Raw genomic sequence first — 16,655 nt, 5'->3', positions numbered from 1 at the left:
AAAAAATTAAAAGTTTAGGGTCTCGCCAACAGACATGAGTATTAATTCGATTCCGGCATCTTCAAATGTCTTCCTTGCAGCATTATGGTCAATTTCCACCAATGGAAAAGTATCGTAGTGCATACCGATAACCTTTTTCGCACCGCAAAATCTCGCTGCTTTTACTGCATCTTCAATACCCATCGTGAAATTGTCACCGATCGGAAGGAAAGCCAGTTCAAGTGATAAATCATCACTAATTTGTTTCATGTCCATATGCAGCGCAGTATCACCTGCATAATAAAAAAATTTATTTTCAGCTTCAATTATAAAACCTGCCGGGTTTCCTCCGTAGCTTCCATCCGGCATACTGCTGGAATGAACCGCATTCACCATTTTTACCTTTCCGAAGGGAAATTTCCACGTACCACCGATGTTCATGCCATGGCCGTTCGACAGGCCTTTTCCTGCAAACCATTGGACGATCTCATAATTACTGATGATCATCGCATCTGATTCCCGGCCGATGACCTCTACGTCTGCCGTATGATCTCCATGTCCATGGGAAAGCAGAATGTAATTTGGCCGCAATGCTGCTACGTTTATTTCTGAAGCCAGGGGATTGGGTGTGATAAACGGGTCGATTAATACGCGTATGTCACTGATTTCCAATTCAAAGCAAGAATGTCCGTAATAGGTAACGTTCATGAAATTACAGATTTGATTTCACAGGCATACAAAGATATAAGTTTATTCGATTTGTACGGGGTAATCCTTCAGCAATTCCTTACTTCTTTTGGGACGGATCACATAAAAAAGGCAGGTTCCACACCTGCCTTTTTTACATTATTTTTTCTTTTTCTTTGGCTTTTCCTGCTGTTGTTGCTGCTGTGCCTTCATGGCCGCTTCAAGACGTTGCTGGAATTTCGATTTTTTCCGGGATCCTGCATTTTTCTTATTCTCTTCGAGGATCGCCCGTATTTTATCGTCATCCACGAATTTGCGTATCACCGCCTGCTGTCCGAATGTGACAAGGTTTGAAACGAAGTAATAGAAACTCAGCGCTGCAGGGTAGGAGTTCAGCACAAACATGAAAATCAGCGGCATCATGTAGGTAAAGGCCTTCATGGGTCCCTGCACAGTACTAACCTGCTGGTTCGACCAGGTATATAAAATTGTGGATACAGTCATTAGCAGCACAAATAAACTCACATGGCTTCCATAAAAAGGAATGGTAAAAGGCAGCTGTATGAATGTATCGTACGTACTCAGGTCTTCCGCCCACAGGAATGGCTTACCGCGCAATTCTATCGACTGAGGAAAGAAGTAGAACATGGCAAACAAAATGGGCATCTGCAGCAGCATTGGTACACATCCGCTTACAGGATTCACCCCAACCTGCTGATAGAGTTTCATGGTCTCCTGTTGAGAGGCCGACATGTCATCGCCATGCTTTTCCTTAATGGCATCCATTTCCGGCTTCAACACCTTCATTTTAGCCATTGAGAGGTATGACTTATACGATAGCGGAGATAATACCAGCTTGATCATCAGAACCATGATAATGATGATCAGTCCGTAGTTTCCGATAAAATTATTCAGCAGATCAAAGAGAGGAATGATCACAAACTTGTTCACCCAAATCATAGGAGGCCAACCGAGGTACAGGTTCTTTGAGAAATCCTCGGTCACATCCTTAAGAATGTGATAGTCGTTCGGACCAAAATAATACGTCCACCCCGTGGCGGAGTTCTCCAGCGGAACCGACATTGCAACCTGTGCCTCTTTTACGATGGAAGAATCTGCCAGGTCTGCCTGTGTTTTTACTTCGACATTCGTGAATCTGTCTGAAGCGATCATGGCAGCTACAAAGAATCTTTGCTTGATGGAAACCCACTTCAGCGGCTCTTCGATTGATTTTTCTTCCAGACTGGTACTGCGCTCAGCGAGTCCGTCGAAATCACCTCCGGTCGTATAATAATTGATCGTTGAGTTGGTACGGCTCAGGGTGATGTCCTTTTCCTGTTTGATGAGATTGTCCCGCCAGTTGAAATCAACACTTTCCTGCACACGTGCCCCGTTCAGTTTCAGTTCATAACCAACCTGGTATCCGGAAGGAGGCAGGCTGTAGATATGTTCAACTGCACCGGAAGGAAGCGGCAGGGTGAATGAAATGTAGCTGGTGTCGTTATCAGACCAGGTTTTCTTCTGGTAATATAACTCGGTAAGGTCAATTACACGGTTATCCGCATTGACCCGCTGATGAATTCTGCTCGTTTCCGGTGTAAGGATGTAAAGAGGTTTGCCGTCGTAGGTGGTAAAATCCTTTAACTCAACAGTAGCCACCTGTGCGCCAAGCGTTGAAAAGGTAAGAGCTACCTGACTGTTTTCTACGGCCACTTCTTCCTCGGTACCTCGAGCACCTGCGGCAAATATGCCAAGTCGCTGACGTGAAACCTCATCAAAAAGAGAATCGGGTAATGAAGGATCCTCCTGTGCCGGTAAACCGGCGTTCAATTCCGGGGAATTACTTTCTGTAACCTGTTCAGTTTGTACCCGGGGCTCTTCCTTTGGAGGCTCCGGTGAGAAAAACTGAAAGTACAGCAGTAATAATAATGCCATTAACATTAACCCTATCGCCTGGTTTCTGTCCATATCTTTCTGTTACGTAATAATTAATCTTTCGGGTTGTTGATTTTATACTGGTGTGCTGCCTGCACAAATTTCACGAAAAGGGGATGCGGATTCAGCACAGTACTTTTTAATTCCGGATGAAACTGAGTGCCGACGAACCATGGATGGTCATTTAATTCGATCACCTCGACCAGGCCGGTGTCCGGATTGATCCCAACCGCTTTCATTCCTTTCGCTTCCATTCTTTTCAGGTATTTGTTATTGAATTCATACCTGTGACGATGGCGTTCACTGATTTTTGATTTTCCGTATGCCGCCATGGCCTTGCTTCCCTTTTGCAAGTCACAAGGATACGCACCTAAACGCATCGTACCACCTTTATCGATAATATTTTTTTGTTCATCCATCAGGTCGATGACCGGATCCGGCGTTTTTTCATCCAGCTCGGTGGATGATGCCTTCTTCAGGTTGAGCACGTTTCTGGCAAATTCGATCACTGCGCACTGCATACCCAGACAGATTCCGAAAAACGGAATATTGTTCTCCCTGACGTAACGCACCGCTTCGATCTTTCCTTCGACACCACGTTCACCAAATCCCGGTGCCACGAGAATTCCGTCCATACGGTCAAGAACCGCAGCACAATTCGTTTTATCGATGGTTTCGGATGAGATCCAATGAACGTTAACCTTGCACTCGTTTACAACACCTGCGTGAATAAATGCTTCGTTGATCGATTTATAGGCATCGGGCAATTCAACATATTTTCCTACCAGGCCAATATTGATTTCGTCTCCGGGATTTTTGAGTTTCCCAAGGAAGTTCTTCCATTGATCAAGGTCCGGTTCGTTCTTATTGGCTATACGCAATTTTGAAAGTACGCGCTCCGCAAGCTTTTCCTTTTTCATCAGTAACGGAACATCATAGATCGATTCGGCATCCAATGCTTCGATCACCGAATTGATGTTTACGTTGCAGAAAAGGGCTACTTTTTTGCGAATTTCCATGGGCAGGCGCCTCTCTGAGCGGCAAACCAGGATATCCGGCTGAATACCCGCTTCCAGCAGCTGTTTTACTGAGTGCTGCGTTGGCTTGGTTTTTAATTCCTTGGCAGCGCTAAGGTAGGGGATAAGTGTGAGGTGAATTACCAGGAAATTATTGGCACCCACTTCCCATTTTACCTGGCGGACGGCTTCAATAAATGGAAGTGACTCAATGTCGCCCACACAGCCTCCAATCTCTGTAATAACGAAGTCGTATTCACCGCTTTCGCCAAGCAAATATACATTTCTCTTGATTTCATCGGTGATGTGGGGAACAACCTGAACGGTTTTACCCAGGTATTCACCCCGACGTTCCTTGGTGATGACATTATTATAGATTCTTCCTGTGGTGATATTATTGGCCTGTGAAGTGGGCCTGTTCAGGAATCTTTCATAATGACCCAGATCCAGATCGGTTTCTGCGCCGTCGTCCGTCACAAAACACTCTCCATGTTCATAGGGATTCAGGGTTCCCGGATCAATATTGATATAAGGGTCGAACTTCTGTATAGTAACCTTAAAACCTCGTGCCTGCAGGAGCTTGCCCAGCGATGCAGAGATGATACCTTTACCTAATGAGGAAGTCACGCCCCCCGTGACGAAAATGTATTTAGCGGTGGCCATAAGTCATGGAAAATGTTGTGGCTTAACTTATGGGATACAAAGGTAACGGAATATGGCGAATTAGATAGTACTATGGATAAAAATATACTCCGAAATTACGCCGGTCCCTCCCGGGAAGAACTTACAGCGGAAGTCCTGCATTCTGCCGAGCCATAAGGTTGCTTAACGTCAGTACCGTGTTTTTCGGTGATAAAAGGGGTTCAATTTACAGCCAAACCTTACGCATGAGGTGTCACAGGGGGTTTCCGGCCCCTTCCGGAGTGTATTTATAGGTATGTTTGAATCTGGTGGAAGTACGAGTTTTTGTTTGATTTTTTTAAACTCCATGAGGAATCTGAAGATTATTTTTTTAAGTGTCTTCCTTTTGGCTGGGATGGTAGAGGCCTATGGTCAGTGTAATACACTTAGACCGCAGATCGACATTACGTTCAATACTGATCAGGACTGTGCTCCTTCTTCGGTAACGGAATATACGATCAAATATTACTTTAACGTCCCGCAGGACCCTGCAACGATCGCTATTCTGTTTGAATGGAACGATCCGGGCAACAATACTACACTCGTAAATCTGTTCAGCGCAACACCTATGGTGGTTTCCGGCGGAGACCGAGAATTTGAGGCTACTGCTACTTTCACCTATCCCGATAATGACGATTGCTCGTTTTCACCAACAGCATATATCCTGATTAATGGCGCAATCTGTCCGACTTCCAGACAGGTACAAACCGCCTACTCATGGGCTCGCGATAACCAATTCGGGGCGCAACTCGATATTTCACCCAATACGTGGGATGTATGTTACGGTGATCCCGTGGTAAATGCGGTTTTCCAGGATGCCTCAGAATTTAACTGTAACATCAATGTGGAGCCGGATAACCCGAACCGTCAGACAAGACACGTGCAATTTGTTTACGGAAACCTGGCAACTCACAATGCAGCAGCCACAATTTTAGACCTGAGCCTGAATGACGGCGGACCGGTAACACTTACTGACGGGGCGGGAAATCTGGTCGGACTGGAAACGCGCGGTACCGCCGGTTTGCAGATAACGGCAGCTCATTTTGGTCCGATTGATAACATCCCATTCCCGGCAGACGGCCCGATTTCTGTTTCATTTCCAATGAATGCGCCTGCTAACCCGGCAAATATGATTGGGAATCAATTTGAGATCACCATGTTCAACTGGAACATTTGTAACCCCTATAATGGTGATCCCAATAACCCTAATTACGAAGATGCGATATCAACGACCGCGTATATTCGGATCGTTGATGATCCGGATCCGCTTTTCGAAACGCATAAAAATAGTTACACAGGACCCGTACCTCCGGGCCGTGAATTTTGTATAGGGCAGGAAATATTCCTGACGAACGGTTCTGCCGGAGCCAGTAATTACCGGTGGGAAATCTATGACGGTCCGACTGATTCTGATCCGTTACTTGCATCGCGTACCAATATCAGCACAACCTTTACCTATAATACTGCAGGTAATAAGCTCATCAGACTTTATGCGATCAATGGAAATGCCCAAAGTGCCTGCGAGCGCTTTATAGATATCATTGTAAATATCACTCCATCGCGTATTGCGAATATTACTACAACCGACCTGGCAGATAACGCGATCACGCCTGAATTCTGCCAGACCGCCGGAAACTCAAGCACTTTCAATGTAAGGTTTTATGATACTTCTACGGGAGTAGTAGGAGGCAATACACAATGGAGATGGGTATTCCTTGATGAGAACGGGATCGCATTCAGAAATGAGCCGGCATCCGGTTATTCTGATGTTGAACTCGGACCGTTCGATCAGTCCTTCGTGAATCCCGGTGTATATCGTGTACGCCTGTTTACCAGAAATTCCGTGACAGGTTGTACCAGCAGGGATGAAATTGAAGTAAAAGTTTTTCCTCCGCCTGTGGTGGACTTTACAGCGGGGAATGCCTGTGAAGGCACCGAAGTTGCGTTCCTGGATATGTCTACACTTAATAATCCCGTTGACGGTGAAACGATCCAGCTCAGAGAATGGGACTTTAATTACGACGGCACCAATTTTAATCCGGATCCTCTTTATAATGACTCCACAGATTTCAGCCGAATTCTTGGCGCTCCCGGAACCTATGATGTTGCTCTGAGAGTAACTACATCGGGTAATTGTTCTGAAATGACAGTTCACCCGGTCACGGTGAATGCGGTTCCTCTTGCGAATATAGCCACCATCACAAGCGATGGATGTAGTCCGCAGATTGTAAATCTCCAAAATAATTCAGTTAACGGGCAGCCCGACGTTGTTGATCAGTTCATTTGGGAAGTAAATGACGGAAGCGGATTTGTGGTTGATTCTGTGCAACGTCCAACAGATCCGGGTTTTACCGATATGTATCAGATGGTATTAGTGAATAATACTACCTCGGATATCAATTTCCAGATAAGACAGCGTGTGCGACTGGCCAATGGATGTGAAACGGTGAGTAATGTATTGAATGTGCTGGTTTTTCCTTCTCCACAGGCCGCCTTCGCTGTAATGAACTATTCTCCCTTCGATGATAACTGTTCACCCATAACGGTTGATTTTCAGGTGCTGGCAGCTACTGTGGCTCTCGGTCCGACTTCCTATGATTGGACGATCAGTGACAATACAGGTATCGTTTATACTGAAAATACTGGTACAAACACGAATTTCAGTTACTCCTTTACGAATAATACACAATCCCTGAAGGACTATATTGTGCGTCTGCAGGCCAATTTCCCTAGTGGCTGTCCTGCTGATACGACTACAACCATCCGTGTTAATCCGGTGCCTTCGTCGGCATTCATGATCGATACCCTGGAAATCACATGTAATATTTTCCGTGTGCAGATTAGTGCTAATAGTAAAGGTCTGGACAGGTATGACTGGGTAATACGTGAGAATGGACTTACGGTATTCGCTTCCGATGTAGTCGGTGATACATTTGAATATACGTTCAACAGGTCGTCTGTAAATAAAAATGTTGACATTGATCTTCAGACGACAAATTTCGCAAACTGTATCAGTAACGTGACGACCAACTCCCTGGTTGTGCCGCAGTCAAATCCGGTGAATGCCTCATTCACCGTGTCGCCTCCGGAGACCACGTTGCCCAATACGACATTTACACTCACCAATAATTCGACGGGTAACAACTTAACGTATTTATGGGATTTTGGTGACGGAACGACCTCGAATCTCGCTAATCCGGGAACACACTCGTACCCTACCTTTGGTGATTATCTGATCAGTTTACGTATTGAAGCAGATCTCGGATGCGTGGATTCCACTTCTATACTCGTACGGGTGAATCCTATCCCGCCCATCGTGGATTTTGCTTATGATCCGCCCAATGGTTGTGCGCCGCTTACCGTTCAGTTTACCAATTTGTCTCAATATGCAGACCCCACGACCTATTTCTGGGACTTTGGAGACGGTATCGGAACCTCAAGGAATGAGAATCCTGTGTACACGTATTCACAGCCAGGTTTGTATACAGTAAGTCTCTCGGCAAGTAATGTGACGGGTGATACGATCACAGAGACGAAATTTGAGATTATTGAGGTCTTCAACAGGCCCATTGCAGATTTCACGATTAAATCCCCGGTGCTATACATACCGGATGATATCATGTATATCCGGAACGACAGTCGTTTTGCTACACGTTTCGAATGGGATTTTGGTGATGGCAATACTTCTACAGAGGCGCAGCCAACACACAGATATGAGAAGGAGGGATTTTATGATATTACACTAACTGCATACAATGATCAGGGCTGTGTGGATGTGCTTACACTTGAAAGTATTGTCCAGGCCAGAAATGGTGGTCGACTACTGGTGCCAAATGCATTTAGTCCGAACTTATACGGACCAACCGGAGGAGGTTTGGGTGAGGATCCGAATAGTAATGATGTTTTCAGACCCAAGGTTCAGGGTGTTGTTGAATATGAACTTATGATCTTTAACCGTTGGGGGGAATTATTATTCCACACAACCGATAAAAATATTGGATGGGACGGCTATTACAAAGGCGAGCTTAGTCCTCAGGATGTCTATGTCTACCAGATTAAGGTGGTTTTTGTTAATGGCGAGCGTGTAATGCGAACAGGGGATGTGAACCTTATTAGATGATGAAGAAATTTTTTACCATAGGCGTTTTAGTACTATCCGGATTTTTTACGCTGGTGCAGGGTCAGGACCCGCAGTTCAGTCAGTATTATTCCGCACCGTTGTACCTCAATCCGGCTTTTGCGGGAACGGGTGCCGGTCACCGCTTTGTAGCAAATTACCGGAATCAATGGCCGAATATTTCGAACGGCTTCGTTACTTACGCGTTTTCCTATGATTATAATATTCAGGATCTAAAAAGCGGAGTGGGTTTCATTGCTACAGCAGATCGCGCTGGTTCTGCGGCACTTACATCAACCACACTAGGATTTGTCTATTCATACAAGGTTCAGCTGTCAAATAAGTGGATTATGACGCCCGGACTGTATTTTGGGTATGGCCACAGGGACATAGATCTGAATAAGCTTGTTTTTGGTGATCAGCTGGCGTTTACAAACGACGGACAGGTACCTACCAGTGATCCGGGCTTCGGAAGTCTTGGAAGTGCTTCCTATTTTGACTTTGGCGCCGGATTCCTGATCTATAATTCGAAGTTCTGGCTAGGATTTTCATCCTATCATATTAATGAACCGAACCGGTCGCTGTTGGGTGACGAAAGTGCGATCCCGATTAAAAATTCATTTCATGGCGGTGTAAAACTTCCGCTATATTCAGGATTATTCGCCAAGGAGAAGATTGCTTACATAGCACCGTCGTTCGTTTACAAAAGTCAGGGTCGTTTTGATCAGCTCGATATTGGATTACATTTCCTCTATCAGCCGGTCATGGTAGGCCTTTGGTACCGTGGTATCCCGCTTAAACAGAATGTGGCTGACAATATCTCACAGGATGCGGTGGCCCTTATCCTGGGGCTTCAGTTCAGCCGTTTCGAATTTGGCTACAGTTATGACTTTACCATTTCAGAATTGGGGCCTTCGTCAAGCGGTGCCCATGAGCTGTCATTGAAGTACGACCTGGAGATTATTTCAAGTTCGAAAGCCAAGAAACCGATGAAATTCATTCCTTGCCCGACTTTTATTCATGATAACTAGGATGTTGAAATAATCGGTGATTCCTGAAAGTGCAGATTATTTTCCAGTGACTCAATGATATAGTGAGCCAATGTTCTTCTTGAAATCGTCAGCGATGGCTCTGGGCCGTCATTTCCCGTTATTTTTACCTTAGAAATTTTGTTGGCATTGGTCAGTCCGACCGGGCGATATACTGTCCAGTCCAGGTCACTGTTACGGATCAGTTTTTCCTGCCTTTCATGATCGGCGTAAGCATAGCGTATATTGCTGTTTTTAATGAGCCATCCAAACCAACCCGGTAGGTAACCTGAGGAATCTCCGACACCACTGGCAGATACGGCAATTAATCGGGATATGCCATGGGCATACATCAGTGGGATGAGGGATTCGATGGTTTTTGACATCAGATCTTCGGGGCTTCTGAGCTTTGACCATGTGAAGTCAGATTTTCTGGATACATTCAGCGTACTTACTACGGCTGAGGTTCCGGTAAGTGCTTTATCAAGGTCCTTTCTTTTCAGGCAGGATCCTTCAAGAATGCGCAGGCGGTCATGTGCGGGAAGGCTTTCCTGGTTGCGGACCAGTGCATGAACAAAAAATCCTGCTTCGAGGGCTTCCTGAATCACCCATTGTCCGGTACGGCCGCTTCCCCCCAGAACAAGAATTTTCATTCTTCATTGGGAAGTTGCCTGAAGGAGAAATACCAGATCCAGATGATGAAACCAATTTGTAATGGTACGCGAAACCAGAGATAGGCTGGTCCGCGGCCATCGTATTGCGCGGTTGTCAGATCCAGATGATCATAGGCACCTTTGAAGTTGGCAGGTAAAATGATGATCAGGAAAATCATCAATAACAAAGCCGTTGTTTTTCTATGACGGGGAGAGAGCAATCCGAACGCCGCCAGGATTTCCAATACACCTGTTGCATATATTACAAGTTTCTTTGCAGGGACCACATGAGGAAGCATGAGGATCATACCTTCAGTATAAATAAAATGAGATATACCGGTAAATATCAGCATAATCGCCACGGCCAGGTTGCCTGAATAATTCAGCGACCACTTACCGGTTAATCTGCCTGCTATCCAGGAAAGCAGGAATGCGGAAACGAGTATCACAAGAAGAATCATATCGAAAGATAAACAACGTCGTTAAGTTTGCAAAGGTCAACAGTCGACGGAAACTGTCAATTAACCGATCAATCTTTTACCTTTGCGCAAAAGAAATGGCCTGATATGCAATACGGCGCAGAATTGGACAAGTTACCATTGTTTAAAAAAATCGGATCACAGGCGGATGCGATGGGATTGGAATGTTATGTGGTTGGCGGTTATGTGCGGGATTTGATTTTGGGCCGTCCATCCAAAGATATCGATTTTGTATGTGTTGGCAGTGGGATAGAGCTGGCCAGGGCGGTATCCGGGGCGCTTGGGAAAGGACATAAAGTAAATGTTTTTAAGAATTTTGGAACGGCAAATATCCGTTACAAGGATTTTGACCTTGAATTCGTAGGTGCCCGGAAAGAATCCTATCGCAGGGAAAGCAGAAAACCCGTGGTTGAGGATGGTACGTTGCAGGATGATCAAAACCGTCGGGATTTTACTATTAATGCCATGGCCATTTGCCTGAATGAAAGCTGCTATGGTGAATTGATAGATCCCTTTGACGGGGTGAAGGACCTTAAGAGGAAAATGATTCGAACCCCCGCGGATCCCGATATAACTTTTTCAGATGATCCGTTGCGCATGATGCGTGCCATTCGTTTTGCCAATCAGCTGATGTTTGATATCGCTCCGGATACATTCGATGGTATAATCCGGAATAAGGAACGTATCCGGATTGTTTCGCAGGAACGGATTACGGATGAGCTGAATAAGATCATACTTACCGATACCCCTTCCTATGGATTTAAGTTGTTGTATCATGCCGGTTTGCTGGAGCTGATCTTTCCTGAAATGACTGATCTGCAGGGTGTGGAAACGATCAACGGGATGTCTCACAAGGATAATTTTTATCATACGCTGCAGGTACTGGATAATACAGCCAAACGCTCGGATGACCTTTGGCTCCGTTGGGCAGCCATACTTCATGATATTGCGAAGCCCGCCACGAAACGGTTTGATAAAAAGGTTGGCTGGACTTTTCATGGTCATGAGGATCGCGGTGCACGAATGGTACCCGGTATTTTCAGGAAGATGAAACTTCCCATGAATGACCGGATGCTATATGTTCAAAAGCTTGTACGATTGCATTTGCGGCCCATAGCACTGGTAAAAGACCACATTACAGATGCAGCCATTCGACGCCTTCTGTTTGAGGCCGGGGATGATGTGGACGATCTGATGAAGCTTTGCAAGGCCGATGTCACCTCTAAAAATGACACCCGTGTTAAACGTTATCTCGCCAATTTCAAAAAAGTGGAACGAAAAATGCTGGAAGTGGAGGAGAAGGATAAAGTGCGGAACTTCCAGCCTCCAATCAGCGGTGAGGATATAATGCAGACCTTTGATATTCAACCGGGCAGAGTTATCGGTGATATTAAGGAACAAATTAAAGAAGCGATCATGGAAGGAGAAATCCCGAACAATCGCGAACAGGCATGGGAACTCATGCTAATTCTCGGGAAGCAACATGGTTTAACCAAAGTCGATGAAAAATAATTACATTTGCAACATATTGAAATTTGAATTTATGAGAGTCTGGATAGTGATTTTATTGGCAGCAGTTATGAGCCTGCCATCGTTTGGTCAGGAAGCGCCTGCATCAGGGGAACAACAAAAAAAGCCGTTAACTGCAGCGCAAATTCTTGTGATCCATGCGGCAAAAAAGTATCAGCTGGCGATGCGCTACAATGATTTGGATGGCGCTAAGGACGCCCTGTACAGTATTCTTGCGGAAAATCCGGCAAATGACAGTGTCCTTTATTCACTTTCCTATTTATACCTTGAGCAAGGTCAGTTTGCCTCTGCGGCCATCTCCGCGAAGGATTTAAATACACTCAATCCGGATAATGTCGGAGCGCTTGAAATACTGGGCATTTCGTATGAAAATCTTGGATTGCAGGATAAAGCGCTGGAAGCATATGAAGACTTGTATTTCAAGACCAGCGATTACCAGACACTTTATAAAGTGGCTTTTCTTCAGTACGAGGCGGGCAAATACGGTGAAAGCATGACCAATGCTGATATTTTGCTGGGCAAGCCTGAGGCGGATCAACTGAAGACGGTTTTCATGACGCAGAACAATCAGCAAAAAGAATTTCCCATTCGGGTCGCATTAATAAACCTTAAAGGGTTGAATGCCAAGGCCCAGGGGAATACAGAAGATGCGAAAAAATATTTTGAGGAAGCCCTTGCCCTGGCACCGGATTTCGCCTTGGCGAAAGAAAACCTTGACAGCCTGAAGTAAAAACCTTTTTCCGGTGCAACCTTCCCAGGAAAAAGCTGTCTTTACGATACTTGAACATGGCCCGGGAATACCACATAGATGCTGCCGACCTCATCGAAAGATGCCTGGAAGGAGACCGTACTGCCCAATATGAATTGTACAGAAAGTATAATCGCGCCATGTATAACACGGCCTGGCGAATTGTGCGCGATGACCAGGAGGCCGAAGATATTCTGCAGGAATCGTTCATAAACGCCTTTCAATATCTTCATACCTTTCAGGGGTCATCTACTTTCGGGGCCTGGCTGAAGCGGATCGTTGTGAATAAGTCACTGAATGTACTTCAAAAGAACAGGCTTTCGTTTGATAATCTCAATGATGAGGAACACGACATTCCACAGGAGGAAGAGGCGGTGGTTTATGTCGATGAAGGTGAGGTTGATCGTGTGCGACGTGCCATCGAAGATCTTCCGGATGGCTACAGAGTAATTCTGTCATTGTATTTGCTGGAAGGATACGACCATATTGAGATCTCTGAAATTCTGGGCATTTCAGTAGGAACGTCGAAATCACAGTATAACAGGGCAAAAAAGAAACTAAGAGAAATGCTAAATGTAATGCATTATGAAAAATAATCTCGAGAACTTTATTTCCGAAAATCGTGACGCATTTGATCACAGGGAACCCCGGAATGTGTGGGAAAAAATATCACGAAACTTACCTAACGGGCGTCCGTCAACGCATTGGATGTGGAAAGCCGCCGCTGTATTGTTTTTTGTAACAACGGTTGGATTGCTTATCAATACCTTGTCGCCGGGTGATCAGCCACGTCTTGCACAGCAGCAAAATCTGGATGCCCAGTTCAATGAAGTTGAAAGTTTTTACTTCCAGCAGATTAGTGAAAAGCGCACATTGATTGATGAACTGCAACAAGATAATATCTATGAAATTGATGTAGTGGCAGAACTTCAGAAGCTTGATGCGATGTACCTGGTATTGCGAAATGAATATAAGGAGAATCCGTCACCCGAGGTAGTGGATGCATTAACATTGAATTTGCTTGTACGGATTGACTTGTTGAACCGAACCCTGGAGCGGTTGGATCAACCGGAAGAGATGCAGATTGAAATATAGATTAGTGAAAGCTTCTTGCGCTCAGTTCAAAGGATTCACGTGATGAGTCCAGAAGTTCCCTGTTCTCACATTTCAGAATGCGATATTTCTGGCCTTTGACCAATTCATGATCATGTGTTGCCATTATTACGGCAGTCCCACTGTTGTTGATCTCTTCAAATAACTTGAAGATCCCCTGGGACACATCAGGATCAAGGTTTCCGGTGGGTTCATCCGCGATCAGTAAAACCGGTTCATTCAAAAGTGCCCGGGCGATTACGATACGTTGCTGCTCACCCCCCGACAACTGGTAGGGCATTTTCGACGCCATGCTTCCAAGGCCCACCTGCATCAGAACTTCTGATATCCGCGTTTTCATCTTCGATTTTTCCTTCCAGCCTGTTGCTTTTAAGACGAACATGAGGTTTTCGGCGACCGTCCTGTCGGTGAACAGCTGAAAGTCCTGAAATATGATTCCGATCTTCCGCCGAAGCTTGGGGACATCTGATCTGCGTATCTTGTCAATGTTAAATCCCGCGACACGCATATGACCGACCTGTAATGGCAGATCCGCATACATTGTTTTGAGGAGCGAGGATTTTCCGCCACCGGTTCGGCCTATTACAAAGACAAATTCACCCTTCTCTATCTCGAAATTAACATTTTCCAGAATAGTCTGCCCACTCTGGAAAATGGTAATATCTTTTGCTATTACAACGTTGTCGGAATCCTGCTGCATAGGTTTTTTAGCTGTTCGCTTTCTTGTGATCAGCCAGGAATTTTTCAAGTCCCTGGTCGGTAAGTGGATGATTGAGCAAGCTGGTTATTACATTCAACGGACAGGTTACCACATCCGCACCGATCTCAGCACACTGTATTAAATGCATCGTGTGGCGAATACTGGCAGCGAGGACTTCCGTTCCAAACCCGTAATTCTGGTAGATGTGTACGATCTGGGCAATTAATTCCAGTCCGTCAGTAGAAATATCATCGAGTCGGCCAATAAATGGCGACACATAGCTGGCGCCTGCCTTGGCGGCAAGCAGTGCCTGTCCCGGAGAAAATACGAGGGTACAGTTGGTTCTGATCCCTTCATTGGTCAGATATTTCAGGGCTTTTACTCCGTCACGGATCATTGGAATTTTAACCACGATCTTATCGTCGATTTTGGCCAGCTCGAGACCTTCACGGATCATTCCCTCGAAGTCTGTTGAGATCACTTCTGCGCTCACGTTGTTTTCAACGATATCACAAATGGCTTTATAATGTGCGATCACATTTTCCTGTCCTTTTATGCCTTCCTTTGCCATTAAAGAAGGATTGGTTGTTACCCCATCAAGAACTCCCAGGTCATGGGCTTCGCGGATATCATCAAGATTGGCTGTATCAATAAAGAATTTCATGTAGCTAAAGTTTATTCGTGATAAAGTTAATGAATTTGGCCAGATTGGCCAGATATGAATTGCCGGAAAAAGAAAAAAGGCAAATCAAGTATCGCACCGCTACAACCGCTTACCCTTGCTACCTTCCGGTCCTGGGGGAGTTCAGCAGGAGCTGGTCGTACTGATTTGCCCATGCAAAGGTACGAACAATTAATGATTCCAAAAATATTGATAAAGATTATTCCCGGCCGGGCAGTATTCCTTTCAGATAAAGGTTAAATTCAAGAGCTCCTGAAGGCTTAAAAGAATCTTCCTTCAGGTCATCCTCAATATCTTCATCAAACTGCAGTTTCCGTTTTTCAACCGTTCCGTCGGCACCAATGGTAAGCTCGAGGCCGGTGAGATCTATAGGATTCAGACGCACCAGTATGGTAAAGTCTTCAAAAACCCGTTTATAATAGGAGTGCACCACATCTTTCATGATGCAAGGTATTACATTTAGGATTCAACTGTAACTTTTTTTTCAGTTTGAAATAATGCGTTCAGGGGTTGTTGGTCAGCCCATTTAGTTTCCAGCATCGCCGCCCACGCATTCAGGTACAGGACGACGTGGTCTCTCACATTGTGCTTCAGGAATCGTTGATGAGGAGGCAGGGAGCGCAAAACTTCTGTGTCGCTCAGTTTTTCCAGGTGCTTAAGGTCGTCCGTATCCAGTCCTGCTTCCAGCATTTGAGTAATGAGATCATCCATAAGCAAGCCACTTGTCGGACAATAATCATTTAGTTGTTCATTCCAGTCGCCATATTTTTCCATTGCGCGCTGATGAATCTCAGAAGGTTTTAACCGGGTTAACTCCTGTGCCAGATGCCCACAGTTGCAGCTTCCCATATGACCCCACTGGTATTGACTGCTTTTTGCCAGCTTACCGGCAGTCGCGCGCAGGGCTTGAATAAGAGAGGGGGTAGGTTTTGCCATACTTTTTTATTTTGTTAACCAATTCAACCCTAAAATGGTTTTAACAGGTTTTCGATTCCTGGTTTGCGTCAAAAAAGGACATTTAGTAAAATTGTACAATCAATAAAAATACAAACTATCATGGGAAAAGGAGATAAAAAAACGAAGCGAGGTAAAATTGCCAAGGGAACGTTTGGGGTCTCACGCCCTCGTCCCTCAGCCAGTGTTGAGCCGAAAAAGGAAGCGCCGGCAAAGAAAAAAGCCAAATCAAAGAAATAAAAAATCAGGGTGTACTTGAATTTTTAATTTTCTTTAATAGATTTGACGGCTCAATGAAGAAAATAATGTTCAATATCGCATGGTACTGGTTTGCTCCTCTGAACGAGAAGTGA

16 protein-coding genes and 1 other RNA gene are annotated in these 16,655 nt (G+C 45.1%); 7 read left to right on the top strand and 10 right to left on the bottom strand.

All coding sequences use genetic code 11. The annotated features are described in order from the left end of the window. Window positions 1-6 precede the first annotated feature (6 nt). The 3 genes from LDX50_RS01920 to LDX50_RS01910 all read right to left on the bottom strand — a co-directional run bounded on the left by LDX50_RS01920 (window position 7) and on the right by LDX50_RS01910 (window position 4,280). A complete protein-coding gene (locus tag LDX50_RS01920) occupies window positions 7-687 on the bottom strand; it encodes a metal-dependent hydrolase (protein WP_225696713.1) in 681 nt (226 codons plus the stop codon). A 138-nt stretch (window positions 688-825) separates the two neighbouring features. Next, the gene (gene yidC, locus LDX50_RS01915) at window positions 826-2,634 is read right to left on the bottom strand and encodes a membrane protein insertase YidC (protein WP_225696712.1); all 1,809 of its coding nucleotides are present in this window, start codon (window positions 2,632-2,634) and stop codon (window positions 826-828) included. 20 nt (window positions 2,635-2,654) lie between these two features. Further along, window positions 2,655-4,280, bottom strand: a complete 1,626-nt coding sequence (locus LDX50_RS01910) for a CTP synthase (RefSeq protein WP_225696711.1) — start codon at window positions 4,278-4,280, stop codon at window positions 2,655-2,657. Window positions 4,281-4,605: 325 nt separating this feature from the next. Here LDX50_RS01910 and LDX50_RS01905 point away from each other — a divergent pair, with 325 nt between their 5' ends. Both LDX50_RS01905 and LDX50_RS01900 read left to right on the top strand, forming a co-directional pair. Beyond that, window positions 4,606-8,418, top strand: a complete 3,813-nt coding sequence (locus LDX50_RS01905; RefSeq protein WP_225696710.1) for a PKD domain-containing protein — start codon at window positions 4,606-4,608, stop codon at window positions 8,416-8,418. Beyond that, window positions 8,415-9,446, top strand: coding sequence for a PorP/SprF family type IX secretion system membrane protein (locus LDX50_RS01900; RefSeq protein ID WP_225696709.1), 1,032 nt, complete (start codon window positions 8,415-8,417; stop codon window positions 9,444-9,446). Before LDX50_RS01905 ends, LDX50_RS01900 begins: the two co-directional genes overlap by 4 nt. Here LDX50_RS01900 and LDX50_RS01895 read toward each other — a convergent pair. Together LDX50_RS01895 and LDX50_RS01890 are read right to left on the bottom strand one after the other, a co-directional pair. Further along, complete coding sequence (locus tag LDX50_RS01895) at window positions 9,443-10,096, bottom strand: NAD(P)-dependent oxidoreductase (protein ID WP_225696708.1); 654 nt, start codon at window positions 10,094-10,096, stop codon at window positions 9,443-9,445. The genes LDX50_RS01900 and LDX50_RS01895 overlap by 4 nt on opposite strands. Then, window positions 10,093-10,557 carry a DoxX family protein gene (locus LDX50_RS01890; protein ID WP_225696707.1) on the bottom strand — a complete coding sequence of 155 codons (465 nt, stop codon included), beginning with the start codon at window positions 10,555-10,557 and terminating at the stop codon, window positions 10,093-10,095. Before LDX50_RS01890 ends, LDX50_RS01895 begins: the two co-directional genes overlap by 4 nt. 105 nt (window positions 10,558-10,662) lie before the next feature. On the opposite strand from LDX50_RS01890, the gene LDX50_RS01885 reads away from it, so the two are divergent. Genes LDX50_RS01885 through LDX50_RS01870 form a run of 4 tightly spaced genes read left to right on the top strand, consistent with a single transcriptional unit; the run spans window position 10,663 to window position 13,948 of the window. Next, window positions 10,663-12,087, top strand: coding sequence for a CCA tRNA nucleotidyltransferase (locus LDX50_RS01885; protein WP_225696706.1), 1,425 nt, complete (start codon window positions 10,663-10,665; stop codon window positions 12,085-12,087). Between the two features lie 31 nt (window positions 12,088-12,118). Further along, entirely contained in the window at window positions 12,119-12,835 is a 717-nt protein-coding gene (locus LDX50_RS01880) for a tetratricopeptide repeat protein (protein WP_225696705.1), read from the top strand. A gap of 56 nt (window positions 12,836-12,891) precedes the next feature. Then, window positions 12,892-13,449 (top strand): RNA polymerase sigma factor, encoded by a 558-nt coding sequence (locus LDX50_RS01875; protein ID WP_225696704.1) that lies wholly within the window; start codon window positions 12,892-12,894, stop codon window positions 13,447-13,449. Then, window positions 13,439-13,948, top strand: coding sequence for a hypothetical protein (locus tag LDX50_RS01870; protein ID WP_225696703.1), 510 nt, complete (start codon window positions 13,439-13,441; stop codon window positions 13,946-13,948). The genes LDX50_RS01875 and LDX50_RS01870 overlap by 11 nt, the downstream gene beginning before the upstream one ends. Before the next feature lies 1 nt (window position 13,949). On the opposite strand, the gene LDX50_RS01865 is transcribed toward LDX50_RS01870, so the two are convergent. The 5 genes from LDX50_RS01865 to LDX50_RS01845 all read right to left on the bottom strand — a co-directional run bounded on the left by LDX50_RS01865 (window position 13,950) and on the right by LDX50_RS01845 (window position 16,284). After that, the gene (locus LDX50_RS01865; RefSeq protein WP_225697564.1) at window positions 13,950-14,666 is read right to left on the bottom strand and encodes a cell division ATP-binding protein FtsE; all 717 of its coding nucleotides are present in this window, start codon (window positions 14,664-14,666) and stop codon (window positions 13,950-13,952) included. A gap of 7 nt (window positions 14,667-14,673) precedes the next feature. After that, window positions 14,674-15,330, bottom strand: coding sequence for a fructose-6-phosphate aldolase (gene fsa / locus LDX50_RS01860; protein WP_225696702.1), 657 nt, complete (start codon window positions 15,328-15,330; stop codon window positions 14,674-14,676). A 73-nt stretch (window positions 15,331-15,403) separates the two neighbouring features. Beyond that, window positions 15,404-15,502, bottom strand: an RNA gene (gene ffs / locus LDX50_RS01855) — signal recognition particle sRNA small type. 45 nt (window positions 15,503-15,547) lie between these two features. After that, window positions 15,548-15,790: a hypothetical protein gene (locus LDX50_RS01850; RefSeq protein WP_225696701.1), complete on the bottom strand. Its 243-nt coding sequence runs from the start codon at window positions 15,788-15,790 to the stop codon at window positions 15,548-15,550. Between the two features lie 17 nt (window positions 15,791-15,807). Continuing rightward, entirely contained in the window at window positions 15,808-16,284 is a 477-nt protein-coding gene (locus tag LDX50_RS01845) for a hypothetical protein (protein WP_225696700.1), read from the bottom strand. A gap of 120 nt (window positions 16,285-16,404) precedes the next feature. Here LDX50_RS01845 and LDX50_RS01840 point away from each other — a divergent pair, with 120 nt between their 5' ends. Next, the gene (locus LDX50_RS01840; RefSeq protein WP_225696699.1) at window positions 16,405-16,542 is read left to right on the top strand and encodes a 30S ribosomal protein THX; all 138 of its coding nucleotides are present in this window, start codon (window positions 16,405-16,407) and stop codon (window positions 16,540-16,542) included. The last annotated feature ends 113 nt before the right edge of the window (window positions 16,543-16,655 follow it).

This window comes from Fulvivirga sedimenti, from assembly GCF_020328055.1.
The sequence above is the reverse complement of the archived record's forward strand: the minus strand, read 5'-3'. Positions and strand labels throughout refer to the sequence as shown.

What these genes read in the sequence shown, in the direction of transcription:
- LDX50_RS01920 (WP_225696713.1), bottom strand. Translation starts at nt 687, where the DNA reads ATGAACGTTACCTATTACGGACATTCTTGCTTTGAATTGGAAATCAGT.
- yidC (WP_225696712.1), bottom strand. Translation starts at nt 2,634, where the DNA reads ATGGACAGAAACCAGGCGATAGGGTTAATGTTAATGGCATTATTATTA.
- LDX50_RS01910 (WP_225696711.1), bottom strand. Translation starts at nt 4,280, where the DNA reads ATGGCCACCGCTAAATACATTTTCGTCACGGGGGGCGTGACTTCCTCA.
- LDX50_RS01905 (WP_225696710.1), top strand. Translation starts at nt 4,606, where the DNA reads ATGAGGAATCTGAAGATTATTTTTTTAAGTGTCTTCCTTTTGGCTGGG.
- LDX50_RS01900 (WP_225696709.1), top strand. Translation starts at nt 8,415, where the DNA reads ATGATGAAGAAATTTTTTACCATAGGCGTTTTAGTACTATCCGGATTT.
- LDX50_RS01895 (WP_225696708.1), bottom strand. Translation starts at nt 10,096, where the DNA reads ATGAAAATTCTTGTTCTGGGGGGAAGCGGCCGTACCGGACAATGGGTG.
- LDX50_RS01890 (WP_225696707.1), bottom strand. Translation starts at nt 10,557, where the DNA reads ATGATTCTTCTTGTGATACTCGTTTCCGCATTCCTGCTTTCCTGGATA.
- LDX50_RS01885 (WP_225696706.1), top strand. Translation starts at nt 10,663, where the DNA reads ATGCAATACGGCGCAGAATTGGACAAGTTACCATTGTTTAAAAAAATC.
- LDX50_RS01880 (WP_225696705.1), top strand. Translation starts at nt 12,119, where the DNA reads ATGAGAGTCTGGATAGTGATTTTATTGGCAGCAGTTATGAGCCTGCCA.
- LDX50_RS01875 (WP_225696704.1), top strand. Translation starts at nt 12,892, where the DNA reads ATGGCCCGGGAATACCACATAGATGCTGCCGACCTCATCGAAAGATGC.
- LDX50_RS01870 (WP_225696703.1), top strand. Translation starts at nt 13,439, where the DNA reads ATGAAAAATAATCTCGAGAACTTTATTTCCGAAAATCGTGACGCATTT.
- LDX50_RS01865 (WP_225697564.1), bottom strand. Translation starts at nt 14,666, where the DNA reads ATGCAGCAGGATTCCGACAACGTTGTAATAGCAAAAGATATTACCATT.
- fsa (WP_225696702.1), bottom strand. Translation starts at nt 15,330, where the DNA reads ATGAAATTCTTTATTGATACAGCCAATCTTGATGATATCCGCGAAGCC.
- LDX50_RS01850 (WP_225696701.1), bottom strand. Translation starts at nt 15,790, where the DNA reads ATGAAAGATGTGGTGCACTCCTATTATAAACGGGTTTTTGAAGACTTT.
- LDX50_RS01845 (WP_225696700.1), bottom strand. Translation starts at nt 16,284, where the DNA reads ATGGCAAAACCTACCCCCTCTCTTATTCAAGCCCTGCGCGCGACTGCC.
- LDX50_RS01840 (WP_225696699.1), top strand. Translation starts at nt 16,405, where the DNA reads ATGGGAAAAGGAGATAAAAAAACGAAGCGAGGTAAAATTGCCAAGGGA.